We start from the raw sequence: 18,627 nt of genomic DNA, 5'->3' as shown, positions 1-18,627 counted from the left end.
GTTGTGATGGGTCTGGAGCAGCATGAAGGCGCAGCGCCACGCCGTGAGATGACGGCGGACGTTGTCCACCGTTACGTTGATCTGTTCGATGAGCTCGGTCTTGCCGTCTGGCTGGATGGGGGCTGGGGCGTCGACGTGCCGGTTGGTGAGCAGACGCGCCCGCATGCCGATCTCGATACTGTCATCCAACGGGAAGACGTGCAGGAGCTGCGTGACGCACTCGCCGGATCTGGCTTCGAGGATGTCGAGACCGACGATCGTACCGATTGGAACTTCATCATGGCGAGTCAGGCCGGCCAGAGGATCGACTTCCACATCATCGTGATCGACGAGCAGGGTCGAGGGAACCACGGTCCTCCCGAGAGTGGCGTCTTCTACCCATCCTCATCGCTCCAGGCCACCGGAACGGTCGACGGGAGAACGATTCGCCGCCTCTCAGCCGAGCATCAGGTCCAGTCGCATACCGGATACGAGTTGGATGAGAACGACATCGAGGACGTCACGGCGATGCATGAACGTTTCGGTGAAGCGCTGCGTGACGGATACCCGGCGGACTTGTGGAAGATCGAAGAGGACTGATCCGTGACAAGGAAGCACCCTCAACGGACCCCCAGGTGCCACGTCCGTGGACGCAACCGGCGATCGGACCGGTGATGTGATGTCGTCTGCCGTGTCGAAACCGTCGTCTACGTCGCTCTTGACCGTTGCCGGTTGCCGGCTGGAGTATCGTGTCGTGAACGAGTCCGGCCTGCGGCCGACGGTCGTGTTCCTGCACGACGGGCTCGGCAGCATCGAGCTGTGGCGGACATTTCCCGACGATGTCGTGGGGGCGACCGATCATCGCGGCCTTGTCTACAGTCGGTATGGGCATGGCTGGTCCGACCCGGCCACCGAACCACGGCCGATCGACTTCGTCGACCGCGAGGCGCTCGTTGTCTTGCCGTCGGTGCTCGAGCAACTCGACGTTTCTGTCCCGGTGCTCATCGGGCATTCCGACGGCGGGTCGATCTCGCTTGTATACGCCGCTCACCATCCCGTCGCGGCGCTGGTCCTCCTGGCCCCTCACGTCTTCGTCGAGGCGGTCGGCCTCGACACGATCGCGACCTTGGGGCAACGGTTCGCCGATGGCGAGTTGGCCGGGAAGATGGCGAAGTACCACTGTGACCCGGTCGCCACGTTCCGGGCGTGGCATGACGTCTGGCTCGACCGACGCTTCGCCAGTTGGAACATCGAGTACCTGCTCAACCGGATCGAGTGCCCCGTGCTCCTGATACAGGGCAGGGATGACGAGTATGGGACGATGGCCCAGATCGATGCCATCGAGCGGCAGATCGCCGGGCCGGTGGAACGCGTGGATCTGAGCGAGTGCGGCCACGCACCGCACCTGTCCCAGCCGGTATCGACACTCGAGGCCACGGTCGGCTTCGTTCGCGACGTCTGCGGAAGCGCGTGATGGGCGCATCGACGACCATTCGACGGCGACTCGAGTGGATTGACACGGATGCCGCGGGCATATGGCACTACTCCACGGTCATCCGATACGCGGAGGCCGCCGAGAGCGCCCTCCACCGTGAGCTGGGCATCGTCGAGTTCACGTTCGGAGCGCTGCCCCGGGTCCACGTGGAGTTCGACTTCGTGCGCCCGGTCCTCTTCGATGAGGTCGTCTGTGTCACACTGACAGTCGACGAGGTCGGGGACAGCTCGTTGACCTACCACATCGAGTTGTCCGTGGATGGGCAGCAGGTGACAACCGGCAAGGTCGTCGTTGCACTCATAGATCGACAGACCGGGCAGGCAACGGCATGGCCGGAAGATATCCGTGCCAAGCTGGCGGGCACGTCGTAGGAACCCGTCTGGCAATGCTTCGTGGCGCCCTTGCATGGTTCGGCACGGTCCGGCGGAATCCATGAGGGTTCTCTCCCGCTCGACGCCGACGGCCGACCTTCCGGATGGGTACGATGGCATCTGCGAATTGTGCGGGCCGGGCAGATGGAGGGGGTGCGATCGTGCAGGACCATACCGTAACCGTGGCTCCGGAAGGGCTCACTCTGTCGTCGACGTTCAACGTCGCCGTGCCCTTCGTCGATCGGCACCTGGAGGAGGGACGCGCCGACAAGCCCGCCATCAGGACGAACCACGGGGCCGAGGTCACCTACGGGGAGCTGGCGGAGCGGGTGAACCGGGCAGGGAACGCACTGCTCGGCCTGGGCCTGGCTCGCGGGGATCGCGTCCTGATGGTGGTGAAGGATGACCCTGCCTTCTTCTATGTCTTTTGGGGCGCAATCAAAGCCGGGCTCGTCCCCGTCCCGTTCAATACGTTGCTGCGGGCCAAGGGCTACGAGTTCGTCATCGCCGACTCGCAGGCGGCTGCGGTCATCTGGTCTCCCGAGTACGACGAGGCGGTGGTTCCGGCCCTCGACGCCGTCACTCCCGGCCCTGCCCACCGTATCCGCACCGAAGGGGAGGGCACGACGCTGCGATCTCTCCTGGAGGCGGCTTCCCCCGATCTCGAGCCTGTCGCCGCGTCTCCCCTCGACGACTGCTTCTGGCTGTACTCCTCGGGGTCGACCGGTAACCCGAAGGGTGCGATTCACCGCCATCGGGACATGGTGGTCACGTCGCAGCACTATGGCGTGGAGATCCTCGGCGCCCGGGAGGACGACGTGTTCTTCTCTGCCGCGAAGCTGTTCTTCGCCTACGGCCTGGGCAACGCCATGACCTTCCCCCTGTGGGTGGGAGGCACCGCCGTCCTCTTCGATGGCCGCCCAACCGCCGAGTCGACATTCGATGTGATCGGCCGGTTCCGGCCCACGCTCTACTTCGGGGTTCCGACCCTGTACGCGGCGCAGCTTGCCGCTTATGACACCCTGGAGCCCGATACCTCGTCGGTACGGTGCTGCATCTCTGCGGGTGAGGCGCTTCCACCGGACATCCTCCGGAGGTGGAAGGAGCGCACCGGGCTCGACATCCTCGACGGCATCGGGTCGACGGAGCTCCTGCACATCTTCATCTCCAACCGGCCCGGAGACATCCGGCCCGGCTCGACCGGCAAGTCCGTCCCGAGCTACACGGCCCGGATCGTCGATGACGACGGCAACGACGTACCGGCCGGTACGGCAGGGCGTCTCCTCGATCGCGGCCATTCCGCCGCCCGGGCATACTGGAACGACCCGGAGAAGACCGCGGCGACGATGTCCGGCGGCGACTGGCTCGATACCGGTGACACCTACCTGTGCGACGAGGACGGCTACTTCTACTACCAGGGCCGTAGCGACGACATGCTGAAGGTAGGCGGGATCTGGGTCTCACCCTTCGAGATCGAGGCGAAGCTCATGGAGCATCCCCTCGTTCTCGAGGCGGCCGTCGTGGGCCGCCGGGACGACGCCGGCCTGGTGAAACCGGCCGCATCTGTCGTTCTCATCGACCCCGCCGCCGCCGGCGAGGAATTGGCGGTGGAGCTGCGAGCCCTGTGCCGGGAGGGCCTCGCACCCTACAAGTACCCCCGCTGGATCGAGTTCGTCGTCGACCTACCGAAGACCGCGACCGGCAAGATCCAGCGGTTCAAGCTTCGTTAGCCCCGAGACCGTCCAGTTCGGACTGCAGCGCGCGTATCGGGGGATGTCACGTGCAGGATGGAGGGAAGCGGCGTCGCCGAGAAGTGGAGTCGGCGTTGGATCACCGTGGACACCTCCCGTGTTGCGCTCGCTCTTGCTCGAACCCGCCTGATGCCGGCGCGCTTCCGCCACAACCTCGTGTCCGACTCCGCGGAGGTCGGCCGGAGGAATCGCCTGTTGTAGCATCCGGCCGATGAGCCGCCCTTTTGAGATGATCGACGTGTTCGGTTCCGGCGCGGTCTCGGGCAATCCGCTCGCTGTCGTGCATGACGCCGAGGGGTTGACATCAGACGAGATGGTGGCAATCACACGGTGGTTGAACTTGTCCGAGACGACGTTCCTGCTCCCACCGACGAGCGAAGCAGCCGACTATCGGGTGCGGATCTTCACGCTCAGGGGTGAGCTCCCCTTCGCCGGACACCCGACGCTCGGCACCTGCCACGCGTGGCTCGGCGCGGGTGGCACACCGAAAGGCGACATCATCGTGCAAGAGTGCGGACTCGGACTGGTCCCGTTGAAGAGAGGCGAGCGCCTGTCGTTCGAAGCACCTCCTCTCATCCGCAGCGGACCGGTGGATGATGCCTTCGTGGATGAGGTCGCCGCGGTGCTCGGGATCGGTAGGAGTGAGATCCTTGCATCGCAGTGGGTGGATAACGGTCCCGGCTGGGTTGGGATCATGCTCGAGGACCGCGACGCGGTGCTCTCACTCACACCTGACATCGGACGCCATGGCGGGGTCGGGGGTTTGGACATTGGCGTGGTCGCGCCACATCCGACCGGCAGCCACGCCGACTTCGAGGTCAGAGCCTTCTTCACCGACGACAAGGGCCGGCTGCTCGAAGATCCTGTGACCGGTAGCCTCAACGCATCCCTTGCCCAGTGGCTGATCGGAAGCGGTCGGGCTCCAGCTTCGTACATCGCGGCACAAGGAGCTGCCATGGGCAGGGCGGGTCGCATCCACATCACGAGTGACGACTCCCAGATCTGGGTTGGAGGGTCCACCGTCACGGTCGTTTTGGGCACGATCCACTGAGGTTCACACCATCTGTCTCCCGTGGCGTCGAGGCATCCGTGAACTCGGCTGCGGGCGGGCGTATTCGGCGAGGTCATCGACTCGGGTGGGGAACGTGATGTGTCGGGATTCCGCACGAGCGAAGCGCGACGATGACGGTACCGAAGTCGACTGGATCTCGTGATCCGACACTCTCGCGAGGCGACCCGCCGCGAACCGGTCCCGGACCTACCCCATGCGAAGTCGGGAGCAGGCCACCGGTCTCCGGCCGCCGGGCAGGGTCAGGCCCAGCGTTGGGCGACGATCTTGCGGTCGGTGAAGAACAGGTACGACTCGCCCCGACCGTGCACGGCTCCGTACCCGGACTCCTTGAGGCCGCCGAGCGTCGCCCACGCCTGGGTCGCCGGCACGCCGACGTTGATGCCGATGTTGCCGACGGGTACCCGTGACTCGAACGACCGAGCCGCCGAACCGCTCTTGGTGAAGAGCATGGCCGAGTGTCCGTAGCGGCTTCGCTCGATCAGCGCGATCGCCTCGTCGAGGCTGTCGACGGGGCTGATGGCCGCGACCGGGCCGAACACCTCATCTTGAGCGATCTTCATGTCGGGAGTGACACCGTCGAGAATCGTCGGACCCACGAACGCGCCGTTCTTCCAGTCCGGAACGTCGGGATTGCGTCCATCGAGCAGGGGGATGGCGCCTTCGGCCACGGCAGTGTCGATCATGCCGTTGATCCGGTCGCGATCGCGATGCGTGACGACGGGACCCAGGTCCACGCTCTCATCGAGTCCGTACCCCAGCTTCCACCGTGACGCCGCCTCCACGAATCGGTCGCGCAGAGGCTCGTAGATCTCACCGACCGGCACGAGCACCGATCCGGCAAGACAGCGCTGTCCTCCCGCTCCGAAGAACGAGGCGAGCGCGGCGTTCACGACGGTGTCGAGATCGGCGTCGGGCATGACCACGAAGTGGTTCTTGGCCTCGGTTGCCGCCTGCCCCCGTTTCCCCAACGATGCGGCTTTGGCGTACAGGGCCGCGCCGACGCGGGTGGATCCGACGAAGGAGAAACCTTCGGTATCGGGGTGCTCCATGAGGGCGTTCACGACGTTGGCTCCTCCATGGACCAGGTTGATCACGCCCGGTGGGAAACCGCACCGGTCGATCAGTTCGAAGATGCGTACCTGCGTGATCGGTACCCGCGACGACGGCTTGTTGATGTAGGTGCAGCCGGCTGCCACGGCGTACGGCAGGTACTCGAGGGGAACCATCGCCGGGAAGTTGAACGACGGGACCATGAAGAACACGCCGCGAGGGATGTAGGTGACCTTGAGGTCCAGGTTGGGGCCGATGTTCTCCTGCTGGTAGCCCCTGGTGGTGGTCGGGATCGCACAGGCGGCCTCGATCTCTTCGACGGCCCGCAGCATCTCGGCACGGGCGTCCTTGATGGTCTTGCCCATTTCCTGGACCAGCGAGCGCGCCAGGTCCTCCTTGTGCTCCTCGAGTAGGCACTTGAGTTGGAAGAACGGGCGGGTTCGCTTGACCACCGAGGTTTGCTTCCACTCCTGGAACGCTTCCTTGGCGACTGCCACGGCCTCGGCGACCTCCTGCGGGGTCGAGTCCGGCACGCGGGCGATGACCTTTCCCGTTGCGGGGTTGACCACGTTCCGAAGAGAGCCCGTCGACTCCTTCCACTCTCCGCCGACGTAGTTCTTGAGCGTGCCGTACTCCGCCTGTGGTTCGGGTAGCAGCGTCATCTTGTCTGTCCTCCTTCTTCCCGGGGTGGCGGGTGGTGTGTGCGTTTTGGAAACTCGTCTCGTTACTGGAGGCCGTCCTCGCCGATGACGTCTTCGAGTAGCAGGCCCCCAAGACGGAAGTTGGGGCGGCCCCGGTTCACGCCAGCGATGATGACGACGACCTCGTCGGGCTCGGGGGCGTCGTGGATGGTCACGGTCATCGTGTCGTAGAACGACCGGACCTTGAGAGCATCCTTGTGGGCGAGGGGCACGTCGATCGTCGTGCCTGGGGCGCCCCGCTTGCCGGTCGAAGAGATCCAGGCCTTGCCGCCGCCGACGGCCTCCCGGAAGCGATCGGCCATGGGGGTCGTCAAGAAGGCGTGGCCGTGTTCGATCTCGCCGTTCACACCGACGATGCTGGCCTTGCCGTACCCGTTGACCTGGTCGCCCATTGCAGTGACGAGCCGGCCGGCGAGCAGATCACCGAGGCCGACGCTGAAATCGATGATCTCTCCGAGATCCTCGGAGAACTTTCCGGCGTAGGGGTTCTCGATGACGGCGGCAACGGCAACCTTGCGGTACGGCGGGTCTACCGGAATGCCCGCCTCGGTGAGGCCGTCCTCTATGAAGGTGACGATTTTGCGGATGCTCGGCATCGATTGGGTCCTCTCGTGTGCGTGTGCCCGCCTGCGGTGCGGTGGGGCCCGGCCGAGTTCCGGTTGTCGCCGCACCGGCACCGATGGTAGGCTGTCTCTCTGTAAGAGACAACCCTAGTGCCTGACGGCGTGTCGGGCCAGGAGAGGAGGACTTCATGGTGGGCGAGCCTCTCGACGCAAAGGTCGTAAACGGGACCGTCGTCCTCGGTGACGGCCGGTATCGTGTCGGAGTCGGTATCAAGGACGGCAAAGTCGCTCTGTTGGCTCCCGACGAGTTGCTCCCGGACGCCAAGGAGACCATCGACGCCAGGGGACACTATATCCTCCCGGGCATCGTCGACTCCGAGGCCCACCCGGGCTGCTATGTGCCGTTCGACTACGACATGACCAGTGAGTCACGTGCCGCGGCCTGCGCCGGGGTCACCACGTGGGGCATCCAGGCGCCCGTCACTCGGCTCGGCACCAAGCCCTTCAAGGAGGTCGTCGCCAGAGCGGACGTCGTCTCGTTCAACGAGTCGTTTCCCGCCGGCAAGGAGGTCGTCGAGACGGTCAGCCATGTCGACGCGTATTTCACCTACATGCTCGAGACAGACCAGCACGCCGATGAGATTCCCCAATACGTTGAGGAGCACGGCGTCACTTCGTTCAAGCTGTACCTGCAGACCCGCGGCATGAAGGGAACGGCCGACGACGTCGACACCAACTGGCCGAGCCGCAGGGCGGGCCTCGGCACCGGTATCGACGACGGCACCGTCTATCGCGTGATGGAGGAGGTCGGGCATCTCGGTTATCCGGGGATCGTCCACATTCATCCGGAGAACTGGGAGATCGGCCGCATCTTCGAGGACCGTCTTCTCGAGGCCGGCCGTACCGACTTTGGCGCGTGGACCGATCGCTCCCCCGACTTCCTCGAGGCACAGCACGTCAGGGCGTACGCGTATCTGGCGGCACAGACTCCCGGCAACGTGCCGCTCTACCTGCAGCACTGCACCACCCGTCTCAGCTTCGAGGAGGTCCTCAAGGCCCGTGCCGAGGGCCTGGAGCTGTACGCGCAGACCGGCCCGGCCTGGCTGTGGGCGGAGCCGGAGTACGGTTGGCGGATCAACGTGCCACTGCGCCGCCGTGACAACATCGAGGCGCTGTGGGAGGCTCTCGCCGGAGGCATCGTCGACGTGGTGGGGTCCGACCACGTGGTCGGCTGGGAGCCGGCGTCGCGCGAGGAGATGTACAACGAGAATATCTGGAAGCTGCGCACCGGCTTCAGCCGTGTGGAGCTGTTCTTGCCGGTGATGCTGTCCGAAGGCGTGAACAAGCACCGCTGCTCTCTGGAGCGCGTCGTTCAAGTGTCGTGCGAGAACCCGGCCAAGACGTCCGGCCTGTGGGGCAAGAAGGGCTCACTCATGCCCGGCTTCGACGCCGACATCGTGATCGTCGACCTCGGGCGTGAAGTCGAGGTCAACAAGAAGCACATCAACACGAGGGCCGGCTGGTCCCTCATGGAGGGTCACACCTTCACCGGATGGCCCATCAAGACGATCATGCGCGGCAAGGTGACGGCGGAGTGGGCTGACGACTCACCGGGCATGCGGCCGGTGGGTGATCCTCGCGGGCAGTACCTGCCCCGCACTCTGCGCGATGCCGGCCCGCCGGCCCAGCTCACGAGTCCGGTGCGCTTGGCCCCCACGGATCGCTGGTTGAACGACGCCTTTGTCAAGCCCGGCTTCAGCCCTGAGACCACCAAGTACACCGGGCCCATCGGAGGCTGACCCATGGCGATCTGGGACGACGTGATCACCGACACCGACCGGGTCGTGTTCGAGGCTGCCGGCTGGGGCAGGCGCGCCGGCTACGGCAAGCGGCCGGCGGTAATGGTGATCGACGTGAACTACAACTTCTGCGGTGATCGTGAAGAACCGATCCTCGATTCGATCAAGCGGTGGCGGTACTCGTGCGGCGGTGTCGCCTGGTCTCGGGGCATTCCGGCGATCCGGTCGATTCTCGAGGTGGCACGTCGTAAGCGACTCCCGGTGATCTATACGACGAACCCGCGGCGCGAGGATGGATTCGACCTCGGCGTGTGGACGCTGAAGAGTTACCGAGCCGAGGACGAGGTCGATGTCATGGGTCACAAGGGCAACGACATCGTTGCCGAGGTTGCCCCCCTGCCGGATGATCTGTTCATCGAGAAGCGCAAGCCGTCCGCGTTTTTCGGTACGACGCTGATGAGTCATCTCAATCAGATGGGCGCCGACTCGCTCATCCTCACCGGGAGCACCACGAGCGGGTGTGTGCGGGCGACGGCAGTCGACGCCCTCTCCTACGACCTGCGGGTGACCATCCCACACGAGGCCGCGTTCGACCGGGGTGAGGTGTCTCACAAGATCGCTCTGTTCGACCTCCACATGAAGTACGTGGACGTGACCGACGTTGCCGATGTGCTCGAGTACCTCGAGGGTCTCGAAGAGGGGTTGTTCGACGAAACGTACCCGCCGGCGGCGAAGGCGGCACGACAGGAGGGCTAGCAGGGCGACAGCTCGGCGCGACCGCGCCGAGGCGCCATCACGGAGAGAGGAGGCGACATGTCCGAGCCGAAGACCACAGCCGTCATCAACATCGGGACATTGCTCACCGGTGATCTCACCGCGCCCGTCGCCGAGGCAGAGTCGCTGCTCATCGAAGACGGGCGGATCGCGACCGTCGGTGGTATCGCCGCGGGGGATGCCGAGCGGGTGATCGACGTCCACGGCGCCACCGTGGGTCCCGGCCTCATCGACTCGCATTGTCATGTGGTGATGGGCGATTTCACGCCGCGTCAGAACACGATCGGGTTCCTGTCGTCGTATGTCCACGGGGGGATCTGCCAGGCCATCTCGCCCGGTGAGATCCACACGCCGGGGCGGCCGCGAGACCGCATCGGTGTCAAGGCGCTGGCCGTGGCGGCAGCGCACTGGTGGGATACGTATCGGCCGAACGGCATGAAGGTGCACGGTGGAGCGGTGGTCATCGAACCGGTGCTCACCGACGAGGATTTCCTCGAGATCGCATCTCAGGGCGTGTGGCTGGCCAAGTTCGGGTTCGGGAACTACCAGGACCCCGCAGACGGGCTGCCTCAGATCAAGGCCGCACAGGCGGCCGGCATCAAGGTGATGTGTCATTCCGGTGGGGCGTCGATCCCCGGGTCGAAACCGATCACCGTCGACCATCTGCTGTTGCTCCGGCCCGACGTGTGCGGGCACATCAACGGTGGGCCGACGTCACTCGATGACGACGGCTTGCTCACCCTCATCAACGAGACCGATCTCGTTCTCCAATTGGTCCAGGCCGGCAATCTTCGCAGTGCCATCCACATCACCGAGGCCGTCCGAGAGGCCGGTGTGGAGCATCGGGTCATCCTCGGCTCGGATACGCCGACCGGCACCGGGGTGATTCCCCTGGCGATCCTCAAGACGATGGCCGAGCTGTGCTCGCTGGCCGGCGTGGAGCCCGAAATGGCGTGGGCGTGGGCATCGGGGAACATCACCGATGTCTATGACCTGGAGTCGGGCAAGGTCGAGGTCGGTCGGCCGGCCGACCTCGTGGTGTGCGATGCGCCGTGGGGAGCGCTGGCCGATGATGCGCGCGGCGCGTTGACACGAGGCGACATTCCGGGCATCGGCGCGGTCATCATCGACGGTGTCGTCCGGGCGCTGCGGAGTCGCAACACGCCGGCCGCTTCCCGGGCGGTCACGGTCACTCCCGAGATTCCCGAGCCGCCCGGTTCAGGCCATGTGTGAATGAGATCCAACGAGAGGAGCAGCGATGAGTACGACAGTCGAGGAGGTCCTCGTCCCCTCACGCGAGGGACGGGGCGTCTATGTCAAGAAGGGCCAGTTGCTCGACATCGTCGACGTTGTCGGCCACCAGGTGGGCGACATCGTCGCCTGGTTCCGCAACGACCCTTCGGAGTACATGTCGCCGACGCACACCGTGTCCTGCAATCAGTCGGTGGTGCTGAAGACCGGGTCCCAGGTCTTCTCCAATCATCGCAACCCGGTGTTCACCATCGTGCGGGACGACGTCGAGAAGCACGACATCATCGTGCCGTGCTGCGATCGTGAGCGGTACCTGAACGACTACGGTCTCCCCGATCACGCGCATTGCCTCGGCAACCTGGAGCAGGCCAGGGACCTCCTCGGGGAGGAGTACGAGCTGCACGGCGAGACCGCCTGGAACGTGTTCATGCACAACCGCGTCGAACCGGACGGCTCGGTCGTCACCGACCCTGCCGCCCACGGCGCGGGCGCGACGATCACGCTGAAGGCCCACGAAGACCTCGTGGTACTCCTCTCGGCATGTCCCCAGGATCTCACCCCCTGCAACAATTTCAACCCGACGCCGATGCTGCTGCGCGTCATCGACGAGGGCTGAGCCGATGAGTCTCCTGCCGGCCGATCGTCTCGCCGATTCACGGCGGAAGATCCGCGCTCCGTTCGAGCTGGATCCGACCCTGTGCATCTACTCTCCCCAGGCGAATCTGGATGCGCTCGAGCACCCGAGGGTGAAGGCGTGGGTTCGATTCCTCATGCACGAGTGGGAGCCGCCACAGGCAGGCGGCCGGCGGTTGGCGCTCATCATGCCGTGCACCAAGTACAAGCCGTACAGCACGAGCCGAGAGCACCGGGCCATCAACGGGGCGCTGCTTGCTGCGGGGTGGGAGCCGGAGGGCGACTTGGCGGTGCCGGCTCCATTGCGCGCCGTGCTCGACCCGGACGAGGATCCTGCGCTGCTGCACGTCGGACCGCTGCGCAAAGGGGACGTGGCACTGGACCGGATCGTCATGTCCGAGCCCATGGCGATGGTGCCCTATCCGTACATCTACGAGTGGCGCGGTGAGCAGAGTCCGGCGACCAGCTACGACGACCCCGGTTTGTTCGAAGCGCGGGGCACCTCGGTGTCGCCGGAGCGGGACGACTGCACCGCCATCGACCTCGGTAACGGGAAGTGGCGATGGGGCCCCAACGAGCGGGCTGCGTACGTGGAGATGCACAACCGACTCGTCGACATCATCGCCGCCACGTTGCGACGGGTGAGGCACCGCTACGCAGGCATCGGCGCCTGGGTATCACCCGGGCTCACCCACCGCTCGTTTCTGGCCGATGCGGCGCTGAGGAAGGCCGAGGGACTTCCCATGACCCGGAAGGGCCCGGAGGGCCCGATCGCGCTGCGTGGCGTGCTCGATCAGTTGCCGGGTGTCGTCACGATCATGCCGACGGTGGAGCAACTCGGCCAGGCGAAGGCGGCGCTCGCGAAGCGGCTGGCCCGCGAGGGCAGGTCGGCGACACCGGGTGCGGTCCGCGCCGTGTACGCCCGGGGCGATGGCAACGACACCCCGCTCGGGTTACCGGAGGCACTCGACCACTTGACGGCCTGGTTGGAAGGGAGGTGACGGCTGTGACCCACCCGCCGGACGGGGCGGAAGTACTGATGAAGAGAAGTGAGGAGAAAGACGGGCCATCGAAGGCCCGGCCCTGACGAAGTTGTGCCGCCGATCGGTGGCCGACTGCACGAGAGGAAGCCAACTCATGACACGACGATGGATACACTTGATCGGACTACTACTGACGATGGCCCTGCTGGCTGCGGCCTGTGGGGGTAGCACCACCGCGACGACCGCAGCCTCACAGTCGTCGACCACACAGGCAACCACGACGACCGCAGCCTCACAGTCGTCGACCACACAGGCAACCACGACGACCGCGGCGGCGGAGCCGATCAAGGTGGCTCTGGTCCTGCCGGGCTCGGCAAATGACAAGGGCTTCAACCAGCTGGCCTTCGAGTCGCTGGCGATACTCGAGAAGCAGTTTGGTGCGAAGACCGCGTACTCGGAGATGACGCCGGTGCCGGAGTTCGTGAAGGCGTTCGAAGACTATGCGTCGGCCGGATACGACATCGTGATCGGCCAGGGGTTCGAGTTCGGAGACATTGCCAAGAAGGTTGCGCCGGAGTATCCGGAGACCATCTTCCTTGTCACCAACAACAATGACCTGTCCGGTCCCAACATGCAGGGTCTGCAGCCAGAGTCCCAGGATGCCGCCTACCTCGCCGGAATCGTCGCCGCCATGGCAACGAAAACCGATCAGATCGGTGGGATCGCCGGCTTCGAGTTCCCGGTCATCGTCGCACAGATGGAGGCATATCGTCTCGGGGCGCAGTCCGTCAACCCCGATATCAAGGTGACCCTCACGTACCTCGGAACCTTCGACGACGTCGAGAAGGGCAAGGAGACCGCCCGGGCCATGATCTCGGAAGGTGTCGACGTCGTGTATCAGATAGCCGATGCCGCCGGTATCGGCGTCATCCAGGCGGCGCGGGAAGAAGGTGTTTACGCTATCGGCTGGGGTGGCGACCAGTACGATGTGGCACCGGAGGCGGTCATCACGTCCCAGATCGTGGATCAGCGTGCTCTCATCGTCGATGCAGTGGGTGACATTGTGAACGGCAAGTTCAGCGGCAAACAGCGCTTCTTCGGTCTTGATTCGGACGTGCTCCGTCTCGCGCCGATCAGGGCTGTTGATGACGCGCTCGCAAGCAAGATCCAGGCGGCCGTTGATGCAGCGAGTGCTTCGATCGTCGACGGCAGCATCAAGGTGCCGTTCATTCCGGAGCCGCAGAGCTGAGCGGTCTCGCTGGACAGCAGGCCATGGAGCCGCCGGTGGGTGGGACGCCCTCCGGCGGCACCGACCTGCTCCGGTTGGAGAGGATCCGGAAGCAGTATGCGACGACCGTCGCTCTGAACGGCGCATCGTTGTCGGTTCGACCTGGGGAGATTCACGCACTCCTCGGTGAGAACGGGGCGGGCAAGACCACATTGATGAGGGTGCTCGACGGGATCACGCGACCGAACTCGGGCGCGATCTTCTGGCGAGGGCGGCGTGTCGAGATCGCTTCGCCGCAGGCGGCCGCCGCATTGGGCATCGGCATGGTGCATCAGCACGATCGACTCGTCCCGGCGCTCACGGTCGCCGAGAACTTCGCGCTCGCCATGGGCGATCACTTCTGGCTCGCCATGGATTCCGTGCGGGCCGTGGTCAAGGACGTCGAGGGTCGGTTCGGGGGGAACGTCGATCCGGACGCGGTCGTCGCCGACCTCTCCGTGGGTCAACGACAGTGGGTGAGCCTGCTGCGAGTACTGGCCCAGGAGGTGACGCTCCTGGTCCTCGACGAGCCGACCGCCACGCTCACCCCACTCGAGCGTGACGTGCTCTTCGACGCTCTGCGCGAGTACCGGACTTCGGGACTCAGCGTCATTTTCATCACACACAAGCTGGACGAGGTGTTTGCGTTGAGCGACCGGGTGACGGTTCTGCGGAATGGCCGCGAAGTGGCGACGCTCGACACTGCCGCCACAGATCGCCAGGAGCTCGTCACGTTCATGGTCGGACGGCGGATCGAGACGGGTTTCGATCCTCCTCCTGCGACGGTGGGGAGGCCGCTGCTGAGGATCGAAGGCCTGCACATCTCCGGTGAGCGTCGTTTGGTGCAGGACGTCGAACTGGAGGTACGGGCCGGCGAGATCGTGGGCATCGCGGGCGTGGATGGCAACGGCCAGCGGGAGCTGATCGAGGTGATCTGCGGGATACGTGAGGCCGACGGGGGAGGGGTCTGGTTCAGCGACGGTTCGAGATGCTGGAATCGCGGACTGTCGGCGTCCATCGCTCGCATCCCGGAGGATCGGCATCGCCACGGCTTGGCTCTCGGCCTGGCGCTCTGGGAGAACCTGCATCTGGGACGCTGGGGACAGCGCGGCCTGGTGCACCAGGGATTGATCGATCGCCAGAAGGCACATCGCCTATGTGTGTCGCTCCTCGAGCGATTCGACGTGCGGGCCGCCGGACCGGACCAGCCGGCCGGTGAGCTGTCGGGAGGCAATCAGCAGAAGGCCGTCCTGGCTCGCGAGCTCGGCGATGAACCCGAGCTGGTCATTGCCATGAACCCGTGTCGGGGCCTCGACATCGCCGCAGCCAGGTTCGTGCTCGAACAACTCCTCGCCGTCCGGGGTCGGGGAGGGGGAGTGTTGTTCGTGTCGTATGATCTCGACGAGATCCTGTCGGTGGCGGACCGGATCCTGGTGATGTCGTCGGGCCGAATCGTCGGCGAGGTGATCCCGGGTGATGGGGCCGACCAGCGCATCGGTCTGCTCATGAGCGGTGAGAAGCTGGATCGGCCATGACCACGCGCCGCTTCACTCTCGCGAACCTTCTGACCTCCCAGCGAGCGGTCAGCATTGCGATCGTCGCCCTGGGCGTCGGCCTGTCCATCGCGTTCCTCGCGCTGAGCGGCGTCGATCTGGGCCAGGCGCTGCCTGCGCTCGCGAGGGGAGCCGTGGGAGACGCGCGAGCATTCGAGGAGACGCTTCGTCAGACCATCCCTCTCATGTTCATCGGCCTCGGTGTGGCCGTCGGGCTCAGGGCGGGCCTGTTCAACCTCGGGGGAGATGGCCAGCTGTACGTAGCGGCCCTCGCAGCCATAGCGATCTCCCAGGCAGTTCCGATCGGCATCCCGTTCGTCGCGGTCATGATGATCCTCATCGTGGGGGCGGCTGCCGGCGTGGTGTGGGGCGGGTCCCCGGGGTGGATGCGAGCACGCCTCGGCATGAACGAGGTCATCACCACGATCCTCCTGAACGCGATCGGCATCTTGCTCGCCGGATGGGCCATCCACGGGCCGCTGCGCGATCGGGCGGGCGGCGGATACCCCTGGTCCAAGGAGATCGCCGTCCAATTCCGTCTTCCGGTCCTCGAGATCGGACCCCTGTCGATCCCGTTCGGCATCGTGCTCGCGGGTGTCGCCGCCATCGGCGTGTACGTGCTCCTCGAGCGGTCCCGCTTCGGGCTGCAGCTCCGCACACTCGGGGACAACCCGCACGTCGCCGAGTTCGCGGGAATGTCGGTACGCCGGCTCACCATCCTTGCGATGGTGATCGCCGGTGGACTCTCGGGGCTTGCCGGTGTCGTGGAACTGGCCGGAACGCAATACCGCCTCAGCGACTTCTTCTCACCCGGGTACGGGTTCACTGCCATTGCCGTGGCACTGGTCGGAAACGCGCGATCCGGCGGAGTCGTTGCAGCGGCTCTCCTGTTCGGAGGTCTGCAAGCCGGTGCCTCCTCGATGGAGCGGATCGCCCAAGTGCCGGCCGCCACCAGCCTGATCGCCCAGGCCATCATCATTCTGCTACTCGTCATAGCCCGATCGGAGCGGCTGTCCATGTGGATCAAGCGCCGAAGAGCCGTCAGCGAGTTACTTGCCGCCGATGGGGAGGAGTGACCGTGGACACCATCGTCGACCTGTTCATCTCCACCGCCTTCTTTGCCAGCGCCGTGCGTTTGGCGGTACCCATCATCTTTGCCGGTACCGGAGAGGTGATCTCGGAACGCGCCGGCATCCTCAACATCGGCCTCGAGGGGATGATGCTCATGGGCGCCTTCACAGGTGTGGTGGGTGCGGAGGTGACCGGTAACCCTTGGCTCGGAGCCGTGGCCGCCGCACTCGGCGGGATGGCGGTGGCAGCACTTCATGGTGTGGTGGTCATCCGATGGGCGGGTGACCAGATCGTGAGCGGGATCGCTCTCAACCTCGGCGCTCTCGGGCTCACCACGTACTTGTCACGGCTGATGTTTGGTACGACCCAGCAGTTGGAGGTCGCCCATTTCGAGCCGATCAACATCCCCGGCCTGTCCGGTATCCCGTTCTTCGGCGAGGTCCTGTTTCAGCAGTCGCCGTTCTTCTATCTCGCCGTGGCGATTGCGGTCATCCTCAGCCTTGTGCTGTTCCGATCGAGGCCAGGTCTTCGCTGGCGTGCGTCCGGCGAGGATCCGGATGCGCTCGACAGTGTCGGCGTGTCGGTCGTCCGGAGCCGGTGGGGGGCACTGCTTCTGTGCGGCGCCCTTGCCGGGCTCGGCGGCGGGGCGATCTCACTCGCACAGCTGTTCACCTTTATCGAGAACATGACGGGAGGGACGGGTTTCATCGCTCTCGTTCTCGTCATCGTCACGAGATGGCGCCCCATGTGGGCCATCGGCGTCGCGCTGTTCTTCGGGGCGGCAGATGCCATCGCGGTGCGGGTGCAGGCACTCGGTATCGTCTCTATCCCATTCCAGATCACGCTGATGATCCCGTTCGTGCTGACACTGGTCGCCTACGCCGTCGCGGCGCGCAGCGGTAAGCCCCCCGCGGCGCTCGGCAGACCGTGGATGAAGACATGAAGAAGGCGACGCTGATCCGCGCGCGTCATGTGTTGACCGCGGCAGAACCGGCGGTGATCACCGATGGGGCGGTCAGGATCCTGGGCGACAGGATCGACGCGGTCGGAACCTGGAAGGACCTTCGGGCACGGTTCCCCGAGGATGTCGTCGCCGGCGGGCCACACGATGTGGTCACCCCGGGGTTCATCAATACCCACGGGCACTTCTCGGAGCCGCTCATCACCGGTATCGCCAAGCAGTACACGCTCTGGGAGTGGATCGACGCCTTGATCGGACCCGTGGCCCCACATCTCGACGACGAGGCCGCCTACGTCGGCACGCTGATCGGCGGGATGCAGATGCTGCGAAGCGGGATCACGATGGCCAATGACATGTTCGTGTGCGACCCGCAGCAGGGTCGTCCGGTGACACCCGGCGTGGTGCGTGCACTCGACGATCTGGGGCTGCGTGGTGTCGTGTCCTTCGGGGCGGCCGACATCAGAGGCGTGAGGATCCCGGTGCTCCTCGAAGAGCACGCCGCCCTTGCCGAAGCCGCAGCACAGAGCCGGCTGTCCCGCTTCAGAGTGGGGATCGCCGCCCTCGGCGCGCAGTCCGAGGCGTTGTTCGCGGAGAGCGTCGATCTTGCAACGTCGGGCGGACACGGCGTGCACATCCATCTTCAGGAAGTCAGGGAAGAGGTGACCGTCATCCGTTCCCGCTACGGCGTCTCACCCATCGGGCACTGCGCACGTTCGGGGCTGTTCGCAGCGCCGACCATCGCAGCTCATTGCGTGTGGGTCGATGCCGACGATCGCGAGCTTCTCGCCGAACACGGGGTGGGCGTGGCCCACAACCCGGTGTCGAACATGATCTTGGCGTCGGGAGTGTGTCCGGTGCCGGAGCTACGTGCGCTCGGTGTCGCGGTGGGTGTGGGAGTCGACGGCCCCGCCAGCAACGATCGCCAAGATATGCTCGAGGCGATCAAGACGACCGTGCTGCTACAGCGGGTCGATCGGCTCCAGGCAACCGCGTTCTCGGCGGGCGAGGCGTTTGCGATGGCAACGATCGATGGTGCTCGATCGCTCGGCCTGGATCACGAGGTCGGGTCGCTCGAGCCCGGAAAGGCTGCCGATCTCGTTGTCTTCGATGGAGAGGCTCCGGCGTTGGCCAACGTTCACGATCCATTTGGAGCGATCGTTTACTCTGCCGGGCCCACGGAGGTCAAGGATGTCTGGGTCGCCGGTACCCGGTCGGTCGTGGGTGGCCGGATCGTGCATGTCGACCCGGTCGAGGCGGTGGAGCGCTCCCGTCCGATCGCCCGCAGAATCATCACCGCGGCCGGATTGGGCTGAATCTCCCTCCGAATCGTGCTCACAGGAGGTGAACGCCATC

Annotated in this window: 17 protein-coding genes; 15 read left to right on the top strand and 2 right to left on the bottom strand. The window is 65.3% G+C overall.

Annotation, left to right across the window (positions count from 1 at the left end; translation table 11 throughout):
* Positions 1 to 3: 3 nt before the first annotated feature.
* The 5 genes from GXP34_13815 (at position 4) to GXP34_13795 (ending at position 4,647) form a co-directional block, all read left to right on the top strand.
* Positions 4 to 579 (top strand): hypothetical protein, encoded by a 576-nt coding sequence (locus GXP34_13815; GenBank protein ID NOY57044.1) that lies wholly within the window; start codon positions 4 to 6, stop codon positions 577 to 579.
* A gap of 79 nt (positions 580 to 658) precedes the next feature.
* Positions 659 to 1,453 carry an alpha/beta hydrolase gene (locus GXP34_13810; GenBank protein ID NOY57043.1) on the top strand — a complete coding sequence of 265 codons (795 nt, stop codon included), beginning with the start codon at positions 659 to 661 and terminating at the stop codon, positions 1,451 to 1,453.
* Complete coding sequence (locus GXP34_13805; GenBank protein NOY57042.1) at positions 1,450 to 1,845, top strand: acyl-CoA thioesterase; 396 nt, start codon at positions 1,450 to 1,452, stop codon at positions 1,843 to 1,845. Before GXP34_13810 ends, GXP34_13805 begins: the two co-directional genes overlap by 4 nt.
* A 113-nt stretch (positions 1,846 to 1,958) precedes the next feature.
* Positions 1,959 to 3,575 carry a benzoate-CoA ligase family protein gene (locus GXP34_13800; GenBank protein ID NOY57041.1) on the top strand — a complete coding sequence of 539 codons (1,617 nt, stop codon included), beginning with the start codon at positions 1,959 to 1,961 and terminating at the stop codon, positions 3,573 to 3,575.
* 232 nt (positions 3,576 to 3,807) lie between these two features.
* On the top strand, positions 3,808 to 4,647 hold the full coding sequence (locus tag GXP34_13795; protein NOY57040.1) for a PhzF family phenazine biosynthesis protein: 840 nt from the start codon (positions 3,808 to 3,810) through the stop codon (positions 4,645 to 4,647).
* 260 nt (positions 4,648 to 4,907) lie between these two features.
* On the opposite strand, the gene mmsA is transcribed toward GXP34_13795, so the two are convergent.
* Complete coding sequence (gene mmsA, locus GXP34_13790; GenBank protein NOY57039.1) at positions 4,908 to 6,380, bottom strand: CoA-acylating methylmalonate-semialdehyde dehydrogenase; 1,473 nt, start codon at positions 6,378 to 6,380, stop codon at positions 4,908 to 4,910.
* A gap of 62 nt (positions 6,381 to 6,442) precedes the next feature.
* Positions 6,443 to 7,015 carry an amino acid synthesis family protein gene (locus GXP34_13785; GenBank protein ID NOY57038.1) on the bottom strand — a complete coding sequence of 191 codons (573 nt, stop codon included), beginning with the start codon at positions 7,013 to 7,015 and terminating at the stop codon, positions 6,443 to 6,445.
* A 155-nt stretch (positions 7,016 to 7,170) separates the two neighbouring features.
* Between GXP34_13785 and GXP34_13780 the strand changes: the two genes are divergently transcribed.
* The 10 genes from GXP34_13780 (at position 7,171) to GXP34_13735 (ending at position 18,587) form a co-directional block, all read left to right on the top strand.
* On the top strand, positions 7,171 to 8,781 hold the full coding sequence (locus GXP34_13780) for an amidohydrolase family protein (protein ID NOY57037.1): 1,611 nt from the start codon (positions 7,171 to 7,173) through the stop codon (positions 8,779 to 8,781).
* 3 nt (positions 8,782 to 8,784) lie between these two features.
* Positions 8,785 to 9,537, top strand: coding sequence for an isochorismatase family protein (locus GXP34_13775; protein ID NOY57036.1), 753 nt, complete (start codon positions 8,785 to 8,787; stop codon positions 9,535 to 9,537).
* Between the two features lie 57 nt (positions 9,538 to 9,594).
* Positions 9,595 to 10,788, top strand: coding sequence for an amidohydrolase family protein (locus GXP34_13770; GenBank protein ID NOY57035.1), 1,194 nt, complete (start codon positions 9,595 to 9,597; stop codon positions 10,786 to 10,788).
* Between the two features lie 25 nt (positions 10,789 to 10,813).
* Entirely contained in the window at positions 10,814 to 11,422 is a 609-nt protein-coding gene (locus GXP34_13765; GenBank protein ID NOY57034.1) for an urea carboxylase-associated family protein, read from the top strand.
* Between the two features lie 4 nt (positions 11,423 to 11,426).
* Positions 11,427 to 12,440: a hypothetical protein gene (locus GXP34_13760; protein NOY57033.1), complete on the top strand. Its 1,014-nt coding sequence runs from the start codon at positions 11,427 to 11,429 to the stop codon at positions 12,438 to 12,440.
* Positions 12,441 to 12,597: 157 nt separating this feature from the next.
* Positions 12,598 to 13,671, top strand: a complete 1,074-nt coding sequence (locus GXP34_13755; protein NOY57032.1) for a BMP family ABC transporter substrate-binding protein — start codon at positions 12,598 to 12,600, stop codon at positions 13,669 to 13,671.
* Positions 13,672 to 13,706: 35 nt separating this feature from the next.
* The gene (locus GXP34_13750) at positions 13,707 to 15,224 is read left to right on the top strand and encodes an ABC transporter ATP-binding protein (protein NOY57031.1); all 1,518 of its coding nucleotides are present in this window, start codon (positions 13,707 to 13,709) and stop codon (positions 15,222 to 15,224) included.
* Complete coding sequence (locus GXP34_13745) at positions 15,221 to 16,318, top strand: ABC transporter permease (GenBank protein NOY57030.1); 1,098 nt, start codon at positions 15,221 to 15,223, stop codon at positions 16,316 to 16,318. Before GXP34_13750 ends, GXP34_13745 begins: the two co-directional genes overlap by 4 nt.
* 2 nt (positions 16,319 to 16,320) lie before the next feature.
* The gene (locus GXP34_13740) at positions 16,321 to 17,256 is read left to right on the top strand and encodes an ABC transporter permease (GenBank protein NOY57029.1); all 936 of its coding nucleotides are present in this window, start codon (positions 16,321 to 16,323) and stop codon (positions 17,254 to 17,256) included.
* Positions 17,253 to 18,587: an amidohydrolase family protein gene (locus GXP34_13735; GenBank protein ID NOY57028.1), complete on the top strand. Its 1,335-nt coding sequence runs from the start codon at positions 17,253 to 17,255 to the stop codon at positions 18,585 to 18,587. The genes GXP34_13740 and GXP34_13735 overlap by 4 nt, the downstream gene beginning before the upstream one ends.
* Positions 18,588 to 18,627 lie beyond the last annotated feature (40 nt).

The organism is Actinomycetota bacterium (assembly GCA_013152275.1).
Lineage (GTDB): Bacteria > Actinomycetota > Acidimicrobiia > Spongiisociales > UBA4744 > BMS3Bbin01.
The sequence above is the reverse complement of the archived record's forward strand: the minus strand, read 5'-3'. Positions and strand labels throughout refer to the sequence as shown.